The 17,771-nt window shown below is 36.4% G+C and carries 13 protein-coding genes; 9 read left to right on the plus strand and 4 right to left on the minus strand.

The features are described from left to right. Window positions 1-52: 52 nt before the first annotated feature. Both LNP22_RS12720 and LNP22_RS12725 read right to left on the minus strand, forming a co-directional pair. Window positions 53-1,315 carry an OmpA family protein gene (locus LNP22_RS12720; RefSeq protein ID WP_229973781.1) on the minus strand — a complete coding sequence of 421 codons (1,263 nt, stop codon included), beginning with the start codon at window positions 1,313-1,315 and terminating at the stop codon, window positions 53-55. Between the two features lie 223 nt (window positions 1,316-1,538). Further along, the gene (locus tag LNP22_RS12725; RefSeq protein ID WP_229973782.1) at window positions 1,539-3,062 is read right to left on the minus strand and encodes a choice-of-anchor I family protein; all 1,524 of its coding nucleotides are present in this window, start codon (window positions 3,060-3,062) and stop codon (window positions 1,539-1,541) included. Window positions 3,063-3,253: 191 nt separating this feature from the next. Between LNP22_RS12725 and LNP22_RS12730 the strand changes: the two genes are divergently transcribed. Together LNP22_RS12730 and LNP22_RS12735 are read left to right on the plus strand one after the other, a co-directional pair. Beyond that, window positions 3,254-4,294, plus strand: a complete 1,041-nt coding sequence (locus LNP22_RS12730; protein WP_229973783.1) for an agmatine deiminase family protein — start codon at window positions 3,254-3,256, stop codon at window positions 4,292-4,294. A gap of 144 nt (window positions 4,295-4,438) precedes the next feature. Continuing rightward, entirely contained in the window at window positions 4,439-5,776 is a 1,338-nt protein-coding gene (locus LNP22_RS12735; RefSeq protein WP_229973784.1) for an endonuclease/exonuclease/phosphatase family protein, read from the plus strand. Window positions 5,777-5,932: 156 nt separating this feature from the next. Here the strand turns inward: LNP22_RS12735 and fahA are convergent, their stop codons facing one another. Then, window positions 5,933-7,216, minus strand: a complete 1,284-nt coding sequence (gene fahA, locus LNP22_RS12740; protein WP_229973785.1) for a fumarylacetoacetase — start codon at window positions 7,214-7,216, stop codon at window positions 5,933-5,935. A 108-nt stretch (window positions 7,217-7,324) separates the two neighbouring features. Here fahA and glyA point away from each other — a divergent pair, with 108 nt between their 5' ends. The 3 genes from glyA (at window position 7,325) to LNP22_RS12755 (ending at window position 9,919) form a co-directional block, all read left to right on the plus strand. Next, complete coding sequence (gene glyA, locus LNP22_RS12745; RefSeq protein ID WP_229973786.1) at window positions 7,325-8,599, plus strand: serine hydroxymethyltransferase; 1,275 nt, start codon at window positions 7,325-7,327, stop codon at window positions 8,597-8,599. Between the two features lie 130 nt (window positions 8,600-8,729). Beyond that, window positions 8,730-9,323: a MiaE family protein gene (locus LNP22_RS12750; RefSeq protein ID WP_229973787.1), complete on the plus strand. Its 594-nt coding sequence runs from the start codon at window positions 8,730-8,732 to the stop codon at window positions 9,321-9,323. Between the two features lie 98 nt (window positions 9,324-9,421). Further along, complete coding sequence (locus LNP22_RS12755; RefSeq protein WP_229973788.1) at window positions 9,422-9,919, plus strand: GNAT family N-acetyltransferase; 498 nt, start codon at window positions 9,422-9,424, stop codon at window positions 9,917-9,919. Here LNP22_RS12755 and LNP22_RS12760 read toward each other — a convergent pair. Beyond that, on the minus strand, window positions 9,914-10,498 hold the full coding sequence (locus LNP22_RS12760; RefSeq protein ID WP_229973789.1) for a pentapeptide repeat-containing protein: 585 nt from the start codon (window positions 10,496-10,498) through the stop codon (window positions 9,914-9,916). The two genes, LNP22_RS12755 and LNP22_RS12760, sit on opposite strands and share 6 nt — an antisense overlap. A gap of 608 nt (window positions 10,499-11,106) precedes the next feature. Between LNP22_RS12760 and LNP22_RS12765 the strand changes: the two genes are divergently transcribed. The 4 genes from LNP22_RS12765 (at window position 11,107) to LNP22_RS12780 (ending at window position 17,463) form a co-directional block, all read left to right on the plus strand. After that, window positions 11,107-11,502: a hypothetical protein gene (locus LNP22_RS12765; RefSeq protein WP_229973790.1), complete on the plus strand. Its 396-nt coding sequence runs from the start codon at window positions 11,107-11,109 to the stop codon at window positions 11,500-11,502. A gap of 171 nt (window positions 11,503-11,673) precedes the next feature. After that, window positions 11,674-12,756 (plus strand): efflux RND transporter periplasmic adaptor subunit, encoded by a 1,083-nt coding sequence (locus LNP22_RS12770; RefSeq protein WP_229973791.1) that lies wholly within the window; start codon window positions 11,674-11,676, stop codon window positions 12,754-12,756. A 113-nt stretch (window positions 12,757-12,869) separates the two neighbouring features. Next, window positions 12,870-16,037 carry an efflux RND transporter permease subunit gene (locus LNP22_RS12775; RefSeq protein ID WP_229973792.1) on the plus strand — a complete coding sequence of 1,056 codons (3,168 nt, stop codon included), beginning with the start codon at window positions 12,870-12,872 and terminating at the stop codon, window positions 16,035-16,037. Continuing rightward, a complete protein-coding gene (locus tag LNP22_RS12780; RefSeq protein WP_229973793.1) occupies window positions 16,030-17,463 on the plus strand; it encodes a TolC family protein in 1,434 nt (477 codons plus the stop codon). The genes LNP22_RS12775 and LNP22_RS12780 overlap by 8 nt, the downstream gene beginning before the upstream one ends. Window positions 17,464-17,771: the final 308 nt, after the last annotated feature.

Raw genomic sequence — 17,771 nt, forward strand, 5'->3', positions numbered from 1 at the left:
AAGGACAAAATTTTTACATTTTGTCCTTTTTTTATTCAAAGTTATTAGAATATTATTTCACTCTAAAAGTAACTCTTCTCACGATTTGACGTGCTTCGTTAGAATTTTTATTTACAGAAGTGTCTTCACCATTTGCAATAACATTTAATCTCGAAGCATCAATTCCAGCATCAATAGCAATTGATTTAACTGCTTCAGCTCTTTTTCTTGATAATTCAGTATTATAGCTTGAACTTCCAATTTCATCAGAATAACCAATAATATCAGCAGATTTACCAGGATTATTTTTCAAGTATTTAACTATAAAATCTACACCAGACAATGAAGCATTTGTTGGTTTTGAAGCGTTAAAGTCAAAGTAAACATTTACATATCCACCGTTAATTAATTCTTCTACCGTGGTATTTGTAGCACCTTTACCGTTTTGTCCGTATGTTTTTTCTAGATAACTTTCTAATTCATCGGGAACACCATTTTGATTGGTATCAATTGCTTGTCCTTTAGTATTGACAGCTACTCCGTTAACAGAGTTTGGCTCTAAATCGTACAAATCTGCTACACCATCTTTGTCTGTATCGATAAGACCCGTTTCAATTGTTGTCACTCTGTCTTCCAAATTATTTAATCGCTCATTTTCTTCAGAATACCAGTCAGCATGTTTTGTATTTTTACCTAAGTAAAATGTCAGACCAACAGAAGCGTTTAAAAGTACACCATCAAATGAACCTGTAGAAGTTGGTGACATTCCGTCAAAGTTGTGGTTTTGTCTTCCGTTAACAATTCCGGTTAAATCTCCGGTTAAAGCAACCCTGTCGCTCAGTCTAAGTTGTCCTGTAAGTCCCAAAATTCCATTTCCCATATAATCTTTCCCATCAAAACCATTGTCAGATGTTAATTGAGAAACTCCAAATCCACCATGTGCCAAGATACCGATAGTATTGGTCCATGTTTCAAAATTTAAAGCTCTTCCAATATTCACAACTCCCTGCAAACTTGTTCTGATTGATCTGCTTTCAAAAGGAGCGGTTTCATCACGTTCCTGAAATTGATCATATCCAACATCCAGTTTCAAACCAAATTTAGGATTGAACATATACCTAACGCCTAAATCAGCGTGGAAAGGATTAAGTGTAGCAGTAGCGTAACCAGGAGTCATTGTTCTGGTTGGTTTATTGATACCACCATTTAATTCAAGAGACCATTTATTGTATGCAGGTTTTTCAATGGTAGTCCTCGTAGTTGTTGTAGTCATATTTTGTGCATTTGCAGCGAATGCAAGTAACAAAAGTGATACGGATGCTAATTTCTTTTTCATGTCAATCTATTAATTTAAAATTTGTATTTAAGTTTTCTTAAACTTGAGACAAACTTACCTTAATGATGTAGCAACATTGTTTCATATAGTCATTGTGATATTATATAATTCCCATCAAAAGCCATGTTTTACTAAGATTTTGTTAAATTAAGTACAAAAGGAGATCAAATAAAAAAGGATCAAATTTTCATTTGATCCTTTTCTCCAAAAAAATAAAAAAAAACTATTTCAAATCGGGCTGATAGATTTTAATAACGCCATCGCCTTCGCTGCTTACTATTACTAAACTTCTTTTGGTTGGACTCTTAGAAGCTGGAATAAAAAGAAGACCTTCTGGCGCATCTCCTGTTTTTACTGTTTGCAAATATTGAGGAGCAGCTGGGTTGGTAACATCATAAGTCAAAAAAGCATCAGATCTTTCTACTCCTACAAATAAAATGCTTTGTGTACCCATTTTGGCAACAACTACTGCTTCTGGCTCAGAACCTTTGTCATCACTTCTTTTATCATCATAAGTTCCAAATTCTTGCGATTTTTTGTCTAGATCGTTTTTGCTGTCATAAACAATTTTTCCGGTATTTCCATTCCAAATAGAGAAAGAGCGCGCTCCAAAACTTACCATTTCATCCAAATCACCATCGCCGTCAGTGTCTCCCATATCGGCAATAAGGTTCAGTCTACCAAGATTGGTTTCTAATTTTAAAGTAGCTGCATCTGGAAAAACGCTAGCATCCAGTTTAACGTCTTTCATTCTCTTGATGTCGCTGTAGGCATTATATTCTCTTGCATCTCCTTCATTTACAGTTACAAAATAAGGAGTGTTATTTATAGTAAAATGACTAATAGCGTCGGGCATATACATCCCTTTTACTTTCCAAGGGCTGAAAGCAACTTTATCATCTTTATCACTCACATCAATTCCGTTTTCGGCAGTATTAAAATCTTTAAAACCTAAAGGAAAAATAGCTGTAATGGTTTTAGAAGCCAAGTCAACTTTTGCAACACCGTTATTTTCCTGCATAGTTACCCATGCCGTTTTAGAATCATCAGAAATCGTAACGTATTCTGGTTCAACATCGGCAGCAAATGAAATGGCAAAACTCGAAATTCTAAAACCATCTTTTTTCAAAGTAGACAATTGTGTGCTAAAAGAAGCAAAATCTAGAGTCGTTACGGCATAATTATTGGCTACTTCAATGATCGAAATCGTTCCGTTAGGATCTTGTGTATACGTGGTATTTGGTTCGCCTTCATTGGCAGTCATAATATATTTTCCGTCAGGCGAAAAAGTAACCATGTCTGGTAAGGCACCTACCGTGATTTGTTTGATTACGCTGTAATCGGTAGTATTAAAAACAACTACTTTCCCGTTGGCTTGCTTATTTACGGTAGATTCTAATGCAACCGCCAATTTTCCATCAAAAATAGCGACACTGTTAGAAGCACCTTCGTAAGGAGTTAAATCTATTTTACTAATTTTGGTTGGTTTTGTAGGATCGCTCAAATCAATCACATCAATCTGATTGGTACTACTATTATTTACGGTAAAAAGTTTTTTTGTTTTTTCGTCATAAGCAGTAATTTCAGCAGCACCTTCGCCTCCAATACTAATTGAGCTAATTTCTTTAAAAGTAGCAGGATTTTCATTGACTACGACTTCTGGTTCTTGATTTTTTGGATTATCATCGTTATTACAACTTGCAAAAAGTGTAATTAATGCTAATAACGAAAGGGTAAGTTTCTTCATTTTTTTTGGTTTTGTTTAGTGATGCCAAATGTAATCTGCGAATTTTGAGTGTATATTAAGCGTTCATTATTTAATCTTTAACTTAAATTTTGGTACTAATTTTTAATAAAGTATAATTTGGAGTATTTCTCCTTTTTAATAATCATTCTGAATGATTATCTTTGTACTCTTTCTAAATTTAGACCCTTTTTATGACAGCAAACAATAGAAGATTTCCGGCAGAATGGGAGCAACAGCAAGGAATTGTGTTGTGTTTTCCGCACAATGGCAACGACTGGCCAGGAAAATATGAAGCCGTTCAATGGGCTTTTGTCGAATTTATTAAAAAAGTTGCGACTTTCGAAACTGTTTTTTTGGTCGTAGCCGATGAAAAACTAAAGGAAAAAGTTGCAGAAATGCTCGAAAGAGCCCGTGTAGATAGTGCAAAAGTTTCTTTTATTATTTATAAAACCAACAGAAGCTGGATGAGAGATTCAGGGCCAATTATTGTAAAAAATGGTACTAAAAGAGAAGCTTTAAACTTTAATTTTAATGGTTGGGCAAAGTACAAAAACTATCAGTTAGATAAATTGGTTCCTTCTAAAATAGCTGATTTTATTGATGTTCCGCTTACACAGGTAATGTATAAAGGAAAACCGGTAATTGTAGAAGGTGGCGCAATTGATGTTAACGGAAAAGGAACGTTATTGACTTCTGAAGAGTGTTTGATACATCCAAGTATTCAGGTACGAAATAAAAATTTTACGAAAGAAGATTATGAAGCCGTTTTTAAAGAATACCTTGGAGTTACCAATGTAATCTGGCTTGGAGATGGAATACAAGGTGATGATACCCATGGCCACATTGACGATTTATGCCGATTTGTAAACGAAGATACGATTGTTACAATTGTAGAAACAGATAAAAATGATGCTAATTATAAACCTTTACAAGACAATTTAAAACGTTTGCAAAGCGCAAAATTAGAAGACGGAAAATCACCAACAATCGTAGCGTTGCCGATGCCAAAACGTGTCGATTTTGAAGATTTAAGGTTACCAGCCAGTTACGCTAATTTTTTAATTTTGAATAATTGTGTTCTTGTTCCAACATTTAATGATAGCAACGATCGTGTGGCATTAAATATTTTATCAGAGTGTTTCCCGGACAGAGAAGTAATCGGCATCAGCTGTATCGATTTTATCTGGGGATTCGGGACATTGCATTGCTTGAGTCAGCAAATTCCGGCATAATTTTTTGCTGTTAAGGCATTACAAAGAAGCAAATTTTTTTAAGTTTAAATTTATTCAATAGCCTCCAGTTTTAACTGAAGGAAAAAATAAAGTCATCATCAAGGGCTTTAGTCAAAATATGGGTTTTGGCTAAAGCCTTTTTTGATGCAAAATAGAATACCTTCAGTTAAAACTGGAGGCAACTCAAAAAGATTCAGCTTTTATTTACATACACTTAACATACAGACGGCCTTGTGTAGCGACAACATTCTTAAATTTGTGCCATCAACAATGCAGCAATGCAGATTCAATTTCTATATGAATAAAATATTTTTTATCCTTTCCATACTTTCTACCGGAGCTCTTTTCTCACAGCATGATCTACAAAAAAACCTTGAACTTACGTTTGCTACCTACAATGTAAGTATGGAATCGGAGAATTATTTTCCAAGAGGTACAAAGGGAAATTCGGAGCAGGTATTGATTAATGAGCTTGAGTCAGGAAATAATGCTCAAATCAGAAATATCGCCCAGATTATTCAGACTGTAAGGCCCGACGTTATTCTGCTAAACGAGTTTGACTACATTAAAAACCCTGAACTTGGTGTAAAGGCGTTTATTAAAAATTATTTAAAAGTGGGTCAAGGCGGAGCAACTGCCATTGATTATCCTTACTACTATCACTCCACCGTGAATACTGGTCAGTCAAGCCCTTATGATTTGAACAATGACGGAAAGTCGGAAAATTTTGGAAGTGATGCCTGGGGATTTGGTATGTATCCTGGTCAATATGCGATGATGATTTTGTCAAAATATCCTATTGATGTTAAGGCGGTTCGCACTTTTCAACATTTCAAATGGAAAGATATGCCGGGAGCATTGCTTACCAAAAAGCCCGATGGATCGGATTGGTATAGCAAGGAGGTCTGGTCGCAATTTCCATTATCTTCCAAATCTCACTGGGACGTTCCAGTTCAGATTGGCAATAAGACGGTTCATATTTTAGCCAGCCATCCTACTCCAGCTTCTTTTGATGGTGCCGAAGATCGTAATGGAAAGAGAAATCATGATGAAATCCGGTTCTGGAAGGACTACATTTCAGACAATTCTACTTCATACATTTATGACGACAAAGGTGTAAAAGGAGTCTTACCTTCGAATTCTCAATTTGTTTTATTAGGTGATCAAAACGCTTCACCAGTTGAAGGAAATGCTATCTCGGAAGGTATAAAGTCATTACTTGCCCATCCAAAAATTAACAGCGACCTTATACCAGCCAGTAAAGGTGGTGCTGAGCATAGTCCTCAAAACCCTTTCGGCATTAACCATACTGCCTTTTGGAGAATGCGCGCTGATTATGTATTGCCTTCCAAACTTGGCTTTAAGGTTATTAACAGTGGTGTGTTCTGGCCTGCCAAAGGTGAACCAATGTCAGAATTGGTTGAAAAACGTGAATCAAGTTCGGATCATCGTTTAGTTTGGGTAAAAGTGATTTTGGAGTAAATAACGAGCGGTACAAAGCCTTAAAACTTTTTAAAATTTAAACTTTGCGACTTTGTGTGATGTAAATAACGTTATAAATTATAGATACAAAAAAAACCTTGTTAGATTCTAACAAGGTTTTGTGTTTTATATCTGTTCAGATGATTTATCTGCTCTTCATGGTCTGATAAAAGGAGGCAATAATTGGCTGCTAACTTCTCCAAAACCAAGTCGTACTTCTGCATTTTCGCAGTAACCTCTAATGATTACAGTATCATTATCTTCGATAAATTTACGCTCACTGCCATCATTTAATTTTATTGGATTTTTTCCTCCCCAAGTAAGTTCTAGCATCGAACCAAAACTATCAGGAGTAGGGCCAGAAATGGTTCCGGAACCCATCATATCGCCAGAATTGACGCGACATCCGTTAGACGTATGATGTGCTAATTGCTGTGCCATTGACCAATATAGATACTTAAAATTTGATTTTGAAATAATGGTTTCTTCTTTATTCAAAGGCTGAAGCGAAACTTCTAAATGAATATCAAAAGTTTTTTTGCCTTTTGTCTGTAAATAAGGAAGCGGAGAAGGATCTTGCTTCGGACCTTTTGTTCTAAAAGGTTCCAAGGCATCCATCGTAACAATCCACGGAGAGATTGATGTAGCAAAGTTTTTGGCTAAGAACGGACCAAGAGGCACGTATTCCCATTTCTGGATATCGCGAGCGCTCCAGTCATTCAATAAAACCATTCCGAAAATATAGTCTTCAGCTTCATACGTTGGGATATTTTCTCCCATCACATTTACATCTGTGGTGATAAAAGCAGTTTCCAGCTCAAAATCTACCAAACGAGAAGCGCCAAAAACAGGCAATTTTTCGCCATTTGGCAATGTTTGTCCCATTGGGCGATGTACAGGAATTCCAGACGGTACAATCGTAGAACTTCTGCCGTGGTAACCTACCGGAATGTGTAACCAGTTTGGTAATAAAGCATTTTCCGGGTCACGAAACATTTTTCCAACATTGGTTGCATGTTCTTTACTCGAATAAAAATCGGTGTAATCACCAATTAAAACAGGCAATTGCATCTCGACATCATCTATGTTAAAAATAACAATATCACGATCTTTTGCAGAATCTCTCAGTTGCGGGTTGGTGGCATCAAAAATGTCAGCAATACGATTTCGAACCAAACGCCATGTTTTCTTTCCATCAGAAATAAAATCATTTAGCGTGTCCTGCATAAACATATCATCTGTCAAATCTATTCCTGCAAAATAGTTTAATTGTTGTAAAGCCCCTAAATCGATAGCATAATCGCCAATTCTGGTTCCTACTGTAACGACATTTTCTTTGGTAAGAAATACACCGAAAGGAATATTTTGAATAGGGAAGTCACTATTTTCTGGTACTTCTAACCATGATTTTCTTTTGGTATCGTTGGCGGTTATTGGCATGTGAATGTTAATTATTTGTTGAAAAATTACTTGTCAAATATATCATAATCTAACTGTATGACAAACGTTTTTTTGTATTTTTGCAGGAAATTAACGAAAAACGAAAAAATGCAACGCGACGAACAAATTTTTGACCTTATACTAGAGGAACAAGACAGACAAATTCACGGATTAGAACTTATCGCTTCTGAGAATTTTGTAAGTGATGAAGTAATGGAAGCAGCTGGTTCTGTTTTAACCAACAAATATGCCGAGGGATATCCTGGCAAAAGATACTACGGCGGTTGCGAAGTAGTTGACGTTATTGAGCAAATTGCTATTGACAGAGCCAAAGAATTATTTGGTGCTGAGTATGCAAACGTACAACCTCATTCAGGATCTCAAGCAAATACAGCAGTTTACCACGCTTGTTTAAATGTTGGAGATACTATTTTAGGTTTTGATTTATCTCACGGTGGTCACTTGACTCACGGTTCTCCTGTAAACTTTTCAGGTCGTTTGTACCGTCCGGTTTTTTACGGAGTAGATGCTGAAACAGGTCGTTTAGACTATGATAAAATTCAAGAAATTGCAACAAAAGAACAACCAAAACTAATCATTGCAGGGGCTTCGGCTTATTCTCGTGATATGGATTTTGCTCGCTTCAGACAAATTGCAGATAGCGTAGGAGCCATTTTATTTGCTGACATTTCTCACCCTGCAGGTCTTATCGCCAAAGGATTGATGAATGACCCGATTCCACATTGTCACATTGTTTCTACAACAACGCACAAAACATTGCGTGGACCACGTGGAGGTTTGATTTTGATGGGGAAAGATTTTGAAAATCCACAAGGTTTGAAAACACCAAAAGGTGAAATCAGAATGATGTCATCTTTGTTAGATCTTGCGGTATTCCCAGGAAATCAAGGTGGTCCGTTGATGCATATTATCGCTGCTAAAGCGGTTGCTTTTGGTGAAGCGCTAAAAGATGAATTCTTTACTTATGCGATGCAATTGCAAAAAAATGCAAACGCTATGGCAGATGCTTTTGTAAAAAGAGGGTACAATATTATCTCTGGCGGAACAGACAATCATATGATGCTTATTGATTTAAGAAATAAAAATATTTCGGGTAAAGAAGCAGAAAATGCGTTGGTAAAAGCAGAAATTACGGTTAACAAAAATATGGTTCCATTTGATGATAAATCACCATTTGTAACCTCAGGAATTCGTGTTGGAACCGCTGCAATCACCACTCGTGGTTTGGTTGAAGAAGACATGGAAACTATTGTAGCACTTATCGATAAAGTTTTAACGGATCATACCAATGAAGCAGTTATTGAAGAAGTGGCAAACGAAGTAAATGAAATGATGAGCGAAAGACCGATTTTCGTATACTAAATATTAGTCATAAAGTCTTAAAGTCGAAGGTCGAAAGTCTTGAAATGGAATGTGAATTCTATTTTAGTTTTGATCTTCGACTTTTTTGACTTTACAACTTTATGACTTTCTAACTTTAAGACTTAAAAAAATGGGCGTACTAAGACTACAACTACCAACCGACCCAAGATGGGTAAATATTGTTGAGAAAAATATTGAAGAAATCTTAACAGATCATGCGTGGTGCGAGCAAAAAGCAGCAACAAACGCGATTACCATTATCACCAATAACTCAGAACATCAGGATTTGGTTAAAGATTTATTGGCTTTAGCCAAAGAAGAAATCGATCATTTTGAGCAAGTTCACAATATCATTATTAAAAGAGGACTAAAACTAGGTCGCGAGCGCAAAGACGATTATGTAAATGAATTGTATTTATATATGAAGAAAAGTGGCGATGGCAGCCGTGTTTCGGGTTTGGTAGAACGATTATTATTCTCGGCAATGATCGAGGCCAGAAGCTGCGAGCGTTTTAAGGTTTTATCCGAAAATATTCAGGACGAAGAATTGGCTATTTTCTACAGAGATTTGATGGAAAGCGAAGCCGGACACTATGTTACTTTTATCACCTACGCCAGAAAATATGGTGTTGGAATTGACGTTGAAAAACGTTGGAGAGAATGGCTGGCTTACGAAGAATCAATTATATCTAAGTACGGAAAAGGGGAAACGATTCATGGATAGTTTCTCGTTTTTAAATCTAGTTAATAATGCAATATTTACAGGCCTAAACGAGCACTAAAATCAAATTTTGCTCTATAAAATCAATTTTTTTTCTACATATGATTACTATTTTAGAAGCTTCATTAAAAGATATTTCAATAATTCAGAATATTGCATACACAACCTGGCCTCTTACGTATGGCGAGATTTTATCGAAAGAACAGTTAGATTACATGTTAGATTTAATTTATTCTGATGAAGCTTTAACGAATCAATACAAGAAAAAAGAACAATTGTTTTACCTGATTGTGGATGCTGAAAGTACTTTAGGCTTTATCGGAATTGAGCATCATTATAAAGAACAAAACGTTACAAGAATTCATAAAATATATCTTTTATCAGAAACGCAAGGAAAAGGAATTGGCAAAAAAGTGATAGATGAAATCGCTAAAATGGCATTAGAAAACAATTCAACCGCTTTGTCATTAAACGTAAATCGTTATAATACAGCTTTAACTTTCTATAAAAAAATAGGTTTTGAAGTTATAGAAGAAGTAGATATCGAAATTGGAAACGGTTATTTTATGGAAGATTATGTGATGGAGAAAAAATTATAATGAACTCACAATAATATCATGCTTAAACAATAATCCTTTCAATTCTTTCAAAGCAAAAACGGCTTTCTTTAGTTTGGTTTTAGAAGGATCAATAGTGTAATTATAACTCGTTTTAAAGTCGGCTTTGTTGGCAATCGCTTTGTCAAATTCTGATCGGTACAAGTCGCAATTGTCAAAAAGAACACTTGTTAGATCAGTCGCCATAAAATCTACAGCAATTAGACTACAATGGGTAAACGTGGTACCTTTTAGTTTTAAGGTATAAAATTTCGAAAAATCAAGCGTGCAATTGTAAAAATGGACTTCAAAAATCAATTTGTCACACATCGCAAAATTGACCTCTTTAATTTCGCAATCATTAAAAGTTACAGTTCGAAAAGCGACATAATTGATTTTGGCTTCCGAAAAAATGCAGTCATTAAAAACGCAATCAATAAAAGTAACAGCGACAAAAGTACAGTTCGAAAAGTTACAATTATTAAAAATGCAACATTCAAAATCCTTAAAATTAAGATCGTCCTTACCATACACAACAGTATCGTATTCTTTATCAAGGAAATAGTCAGACGTTTTTTTCAAGGTTTTAATTAATGGTGATTTTGGGTAAAAAGATACTAAAGATAGCGGTTATTTAATGTTTTTTTGCGATTGATTATTTTATTATACTTCAAAATTAATGTAGTTTTATAATTCAACTATTTTTTTATGATGAATAGCAAAAAGGCAATGACAGTTGCTTATGGAGAAGTGTTTTGGTATGTTTTTGAGGACAAAAGAATGATAGGTGGAGCTCCTCTAAATGTTGCTTTACGGCTGCTCGCTAGGTGCTTTGCTAGCGCAATCAGAAGGAGCAAATCTTGTGATCTCCGATGCTGAAATAGAAAATTTGATTCAGTCTCATCGTTAGATTTTCCTCATTGAGATTTCTAAAACCTTAAATAAAGTGTTGTTTAAGGTTTTTTTTATGAATTTAAGAAAAGAGTTTTAAAAAGTAATCAAAATAATTAATGGTTGCAGTTTTTACGTAAACGGTCTCTAAATTAATATATTACACGATCAGAATAGTAAGACTTTTATGGTACGAAAAAGAGATTAAAAAAAATGAAAACGTTTTCGTTTATTTTTCTTGTTAAGGTATTTAAAAAAAGTTTTTTTTATTTCAATCTTTGATTAATTTTGATCCCGATATGAGAAGAATAGTAGTCTTTTTTGTGTATTTTTCTTTCCTTCTGTTTTGCGGAGGGCAATACCTCAATGCAAGTATACATCCTAATAAAGATTTTTATTCTCATCATTTCGGCAAAAAGCACCATGTTAAAATTTCTACTCAGGAGCCCGGAAGTTCTATCATCGAAGAAGCTGACTTAGATCTTGAAGAAGAATTTCTAAACAAAGACGATGTTACCAACAAAACCACAAGAGATTTTTTTGTGGTAAAGTACAACTCACCAGAAAAATGGTTGTCTACTTTTTCGCCTTCATTTTGTCTTAATGACGATTACTACAAACGCTTACAATTTTCTTTGCCATATAGCGGCAAAACCAATCCTATTTACATTACTCAACGAGTTTTAAGAATTTGATAAACACCTAGCATCAGTTGTATGAGGCGTGATTTTTCATGTCTTATAATGATGTATAGTAGTTTTTTTCTTCTATAACAGATCAGGTTTTTGCCTGACGACTGATGATTTTTACTGTCTAAAGGAATTTTCATTCCGAGCAATCAATCGCTTAATTTCCATTTTTATACCATGAAAAAAATAGTCGTGTTAACGGGTTTTTGTGCCCTATTGTGCCTAATAAGTTGTACAACAAAAAAAGAAGAAAAAGAAGAAGCAGAGAAATTTACAGTAACCAATCCTGTAAAAATCGACACTTCGTTTTCCAAAGAATATGTTTCGCAAATACGTTCTGTGCGAAATATAGAGATTCGTGCTCAGGAGAAAGGTTTTCTTCAAAATATTTATGTAGACGAAGGTCAATCTGTAAAAGCGGGTCAAGTATTATTTAGAATTATGCCTAAAATGTACGAAGCTGAATTGCTGAAAGCGCTGGCCGAGCAAAAATCAGCCGAAATAGAATTGTTAAATGCTAAAACTTTGGCAGACAAAAATATCGTTTCTAAAAACGAACAAGCTGTAGCTCAGGCAAAACTTCAGGCAGCCAAAGCCGAAGTAGCGTTGGCAAAACTTCACTTATCATTCACAGAAATCAGAGCACCTTTTGACGGAACCATCGACCGCATTCCATTAAAACTAGGAAGTCTTATTGATGAAGGCGAATTATTGACAAGTCTTTCAGACAACAGTCAGGTATTTGCTTATTTCAACGTTTCTGAGCCTGAATATTTGCAATACCAAACAGATGTAAAAGATCGTGCAGAAACAAATGTCAAATTGCTTTTGGCTAATGGTGAGTTGTTTAAGTACAAAGGTAATGTAGAAGTTATCGAAAGCGAATTTGATAACGAAACGGGTAATATTGCCTTTAGAGCGAGATTCCCTAATTCTGGTAAATTGCTTAAAAATGGAGAAACCGGAAAGGTTCAAATGTTGGTACCGCTTAAAAACGCTATCGTGATTCCGCAAAAAGCGACCTACGAAATTCAGGACAAAAAATATGTTTTTGTTGTAGATAAAAACAACAAAGTAAGTTCAAAAGAGATTACGATCACGGGCGAAATCCCTGATCTGTATGTGGTAAGCAGCGGACTTTCCGAAAATGATAAAATTTTACTAGAAGGAGTTCAGAAAGTGAAAGAGGATGACAAGATTAATTTTACTTACATAACTCCTCAAAAAGTGATTAATAATTTACGATTAAAAGCGGAGTAAAGGTTTTGTTTCATGTTTCAAGTTTAAGGTTCCAATGTGAACTTGAAACTTGGAACCTGAAACTTGAAACACTTTTAATTTCCCCATTAGTTTAATCATTAAAAAATAAATAAATGTTTAATAAATTTATACAAAGACCTGTACTGTCGATAGTAATATCGCTAATAATTGTCTTTTTAGGAGTATTGTCGGTATTGAGTTTGCCGATCACGCAGTTTCCCTCCATTTCTCCTCCAATGGTAAATATTACCGCAGATTATCCGGGTTCTAATGGTGAATTAATGATCAAATCGGTCGTTATTCCCTTAGAAAGAGCCCTAAATGGAGTTCCTGGCATGAAATACATGACTTCTGATGCAGGAAATGACGGTGAAGCGAGCATACAAGTTGTCTTTAACTTAGGTACAGATCCTAATCAGGCTGCTATTAATGTTCAAAACCGTGTGGCTTCCGTAACCAACAAATTACCTCCTTTGGTAGTTCGAGAAGGTGTAAAGATCACTCGCGAAGTACCGAGTATGCTGATGTATGTGAATCTTTATAGTACAGACAAAAACACCGACATGAAGTTTTTGTACAATTATGCCGATATCAATGTACTTTCAGAATTAAAAAGGGTAAACGGTGTGGGTTCTGGAGATATTTTAGGAACTCGTGAATATGCCATGCGTATCTGGCTAAAACCTGATCGTATGCTGGCTTACAAAATTTCTGCCGACGAAGTAATGGAAGCATTATCAAGTCAGAGTTTGGAAGCTTCGCCGGGTAAAACGGGCGAAAGTTCCGGAAAGCGTTCACAGGCATTTGAATATGTTTTAAAATATTCAGGACGTTTTACCACCAAAGAACAGTACGAAAACATTGTAGTACGATCTAACAGCAATGGCGAACTTTTACGTTTGAAAGATATCGCCAAAGTAGAGTTTGGCAGTTCGATGTATGATATTTATTCTAATTTAAATGGAAAGCCATCAGCAGCGATCGTACTAAAACAATCTTTTGGCAGTAATGCCAATCAGGTTATTGAAGACGTAAAAGCCAAATTAGAAACCATAAAGAAAAAATTTCCAAAAGGAATGGAATATGAAATTTCGTATGATGTTTCTAAATTCCTTGATGCTTCTATCGAGAAAGTAATTCACACCCTTATCGAAGCTTTTATTTTGGTAGGTTTGGTAGTGTTCCTGTTCTTAGGAGACTGGCGTTCTACGGTCATTCCTGCAATTGCAGTGCCTGTTTCGTTGGTTGGTACTTTTATGTTTATGCAATTCTTTGATATTTCACTCAACTTAATTACATTATTTGCCTTGGTTTTAGCAATTGGAGTCGTCGTCGATGATGCAATTGTTGTGATTGAAGCCGTACATGCCAAGATGGAGGAAGAGCATCTTTCGCCAATGAAGGCAACAAAAAAAGCCATGCACGAGATCGCTGGTGCTATTGTCGCTATTACCTTCCTGATGGCTGCGGTATTTATTCCGGTTGCGTTTATGTCAGGACCTGTTGGTGTGTTTTACAGACAGTTTTCGATTACAATGGCAACCGCCATCATCCTTTCCGGTATTGTGGCATTGACCCTGACACCAGCACTTTGTGCGATGATGCTAAAAAATAATCATGGAACGCTTAAAAAGAAAACGCCTGTCAATACGTTTATCGATGGTTTCAACAATAAATTTAACCTTGCTCAGGGCAAATATCAAAATGTATTAGGTAAAATTGTCAACAGAAGAGCGGTTACGATTATTGCACTTCTTGGTTTTTGTGCTGGAACGTGGTTCATCAGTAGTACGGTTCCTTCCGGATTTATTCCAAATGAGGATCAGGGAATGTTTTATGCTATTATTCAGACGCCGCCGGGTTCTTCGTTAGAGAGAACCAATGATATTGCAGAGAAATTGCAAAAAATCGCCGAAACGATTGACGGAGTAAAATCGGTTTCTTCGTTGGCAGGTTATGAAATTCTAACAGAGGGTACAGGATCGAATGCAGGTACATGTTTGATCAATCTTAAAGACTGGAACGACAGAAAGGAGTCTGTTCAGGAGATTATGACAGAATTGGAAGAGAAATCCAAAGACATTCCCGGAGCTAATATTGAGTTTTTCCAACCACCGGCAGTACCAGGATATGGTGCAGCAGGAGGGTTTGAACTTCGTTTGTTGGACAAAACTGGTTCTAGTGATTTCAAAAAATTAGAAGAAGTCAATAAAGAGTTTGTAGAAGAATTGAATAAACGTCCTGAATTGTCAAACGTATTTAGCTTTTTTAGTGCCAGTTTTCCTCAGTATATGATGAAAGTCGATAATGATTTGGCACAGCAAAAAGGTGTTTCTATAGAAAATGCCATGAATACCTTGTCAACTCTTGTGGGAAGTAACTATGAGATTAGCTTTATTAAATACGGAATCAATTATAAAGTAATCGTTCAGGCAGCTCCTGAGTACCGTGCGCAGCCCGATGATATTTTAAAATTATATGTAAAAAACAATCGGGACGAAATGGTGCCTTTTTCGGCCTTTATGCGATTAGAAAAAGTATACGGCCTTTCTGAAATTACCAGACACAACATGTATACTTCTACCGAAATTAGTGGTGGGCCTGCTGCAGGATACAGTTCTGGAACAGCGATTAAAGTGATTCAGGAAGTAGCTGCCAAAAAATTGCCTAGAGGATATGACATTGATTGGGCAGGTATTTCTGCCGATGAAGTTGCGCAAGGCAATCAAGCCATTTGGGTATTCTTAATCTGTTTAGGATTTGTTTATTTGGTTTTGGCAGCACAGTATGAGAGTTTTATTCTGCCGTTATCGGTAATTCTTTCGTTGCCGGCAGGTATTTTTGGAGCTTTCCTTTTGCTAAAATTAACAGGATTAGAAAATAATATTTATGCGCAGGTTGCCATGGTAATGCTTATTGGTTTACTGGGTAAAAACGCCGTGTTAATTGTAGAGTTTGCAATACAAAGGCATGCAGCAGGAAAATCAGTTCTTGAAGCGGCTATGGAAGGTTCAAAAGCAAGATTCCGACCTATTTTGATGACTTCGTTTGCTTTTATAGCAGGTTTGCTACCGCTAGCTTTTGCAACTGGTCCGGGTAGAATTGGTAACAGAACAATTGGTACTGCTGCTGCTGGTGGTATGCTAATCGGAACCATTTGTGGTGTATTTGTAATTCCGGGATTGTATTACATTTTTGCAAGAATAGCCGAGAAACACAAGCTGGTTAAACAGGAAGAAGAAAATCCATTAACAGAAGAAATTGACAACAATCATGTATAAAATAAAATCATACCGATACCTACTTGCGGTAGGCGCTTGTGCTGCGGTGGTAAGTTGTAAAGCCCCATCAGAAGCTACAAATTTGGCAAGCAAACCGCTTCCGGAAGCTTTTGCAGGCAATAAAGATACGACCACTATGGCGTCTATCCCGTGGAGAACCTATTTTAAAGATCAAAACCTGATTGCGTTGATCGATACGGCTCTTAAAAACAATCAGGAGCTCATGATTACGTTGCAGGAAATCGAAATTGCAAAAAATGATATTCGTGTTAGAAAAGGCGCTTTTTTGCCAACAGTTGGTTTGCGAGCAGGCGCAGGAGTAGAAAAAGTAGGACGATATACCAGTCAGGGAGCCGGTGATGCTTCGACCGAAATTAAGCCGGGTAAAGAAATGCCCGATCCGCTGGGCGATTTTGTAATTGGCGCTTACGCGAATTGGGAAGTCGACATCTGGAAAAAACTTCGGAACTCAAAAAAAGCAGCCGTGAGCAGGTATTTGGCTACTGTTGAAGGGAAGAATTTTGTGGTGACAAGCCTGATTGCCGAGATAGCCAATTCGTATTACGAATTAATCGCTTTAGACAGTCAGTTGGAGATCGTAAAACAGAATATCGAATTGCAATCGAATGCTTTAGAGATTGTAAAAGTGCAGAAAGAAGCCGCTCGTGCTACCGAATTGGCGGTTCAGAAATTTCAGGCCGAAGTATTGGCTTCAAAAAGCAAAGAATTTGATATTTTGCAGCAAATAAAAGAAACCGAGAACAAAATCAACTTCCTGGCAGGGCAATATCCGCAGGAAATAAAGAGAGAGAAAAGCACTTTCCTGACTTTGTTGCCATCGGCTGTCAATTCGGGTATTCCGTCGCAATTATTGGCCAATCGCCCTGATATTAAGAAAGCTGAGTTAGAGCTGACGGCTGCAAAACTAGATGTAAAAGTAGCGCGTGCCGAGTTTTATCCGTCTTTGGATATTTCGGCAGGAGTGGGTGTAAATGCGTTCAATCCATCGTATTTATTTACGCTCCCTGAGTCGCTTTTATACTCTTTGGCCGGAGATTTGGTTGCCCCATTGATCAACAGAAATGCTATAAAAGCCGAGTTTAGCAGTGCCAATGCTAGACAGCTTCAGGCATTGTACAATTATGACAGAACGATCCTAAACGCATATTTAGAAGTCTCAACACAACTTTCTAAAATTAATAATTTAGAAAAAAGTTATGCTCTAAAATCGCAACAAGTTGATGCCCTAAATAAATCGATAGATGTTTCTAATGATTTGTTCAAATCGGCTCGTGTAGATTATTTTGAGGTATTGATGACACAACGCGATGCCTTAGAATCGAAATTAGAGTTGATAGAAACCAAAAAAGAGCAATTGAACGCCTCAGTAAATGTATATAGAGAACTGGGCGGTGGTTGGAAATAATTAGTTGGTTAGATTATTTGTAGATCAAAACCTTTCGAGAGCCAATCTCGGAAGGTTTTTTTTGTCGTGCTCCGCCGAAAAATAAGTAAATATGTAATAGTTAGGAAAATTGAACCCGAAAACAGGTATTTTGGGGTTCTAAGGCCCGGCGATGGGGTTCAGAACCCCAACGATGGGGTGTTCTACCCCAAATTTGGGGTTCCAGACGTCAAATTTGGGGTTCCGAACCTCAAAAATGACGTTGGTAGGGGTCAAAAATGACGTCCCGAACCTCATCAATGGGGTTCAGAACCCTAAATTTGGCGTTT

Source organism: Flavobacterium flavipigmentatum, assembly GCF_020911905.1.
GTDB classification, from domain to species: domain Bacteria; phylum Bacteroidota; class Bacteroidia; order Flavobacteriales; family Flavobacteriaceae; genus Flavobacterium; species Flavobacterium flavipigmentatum.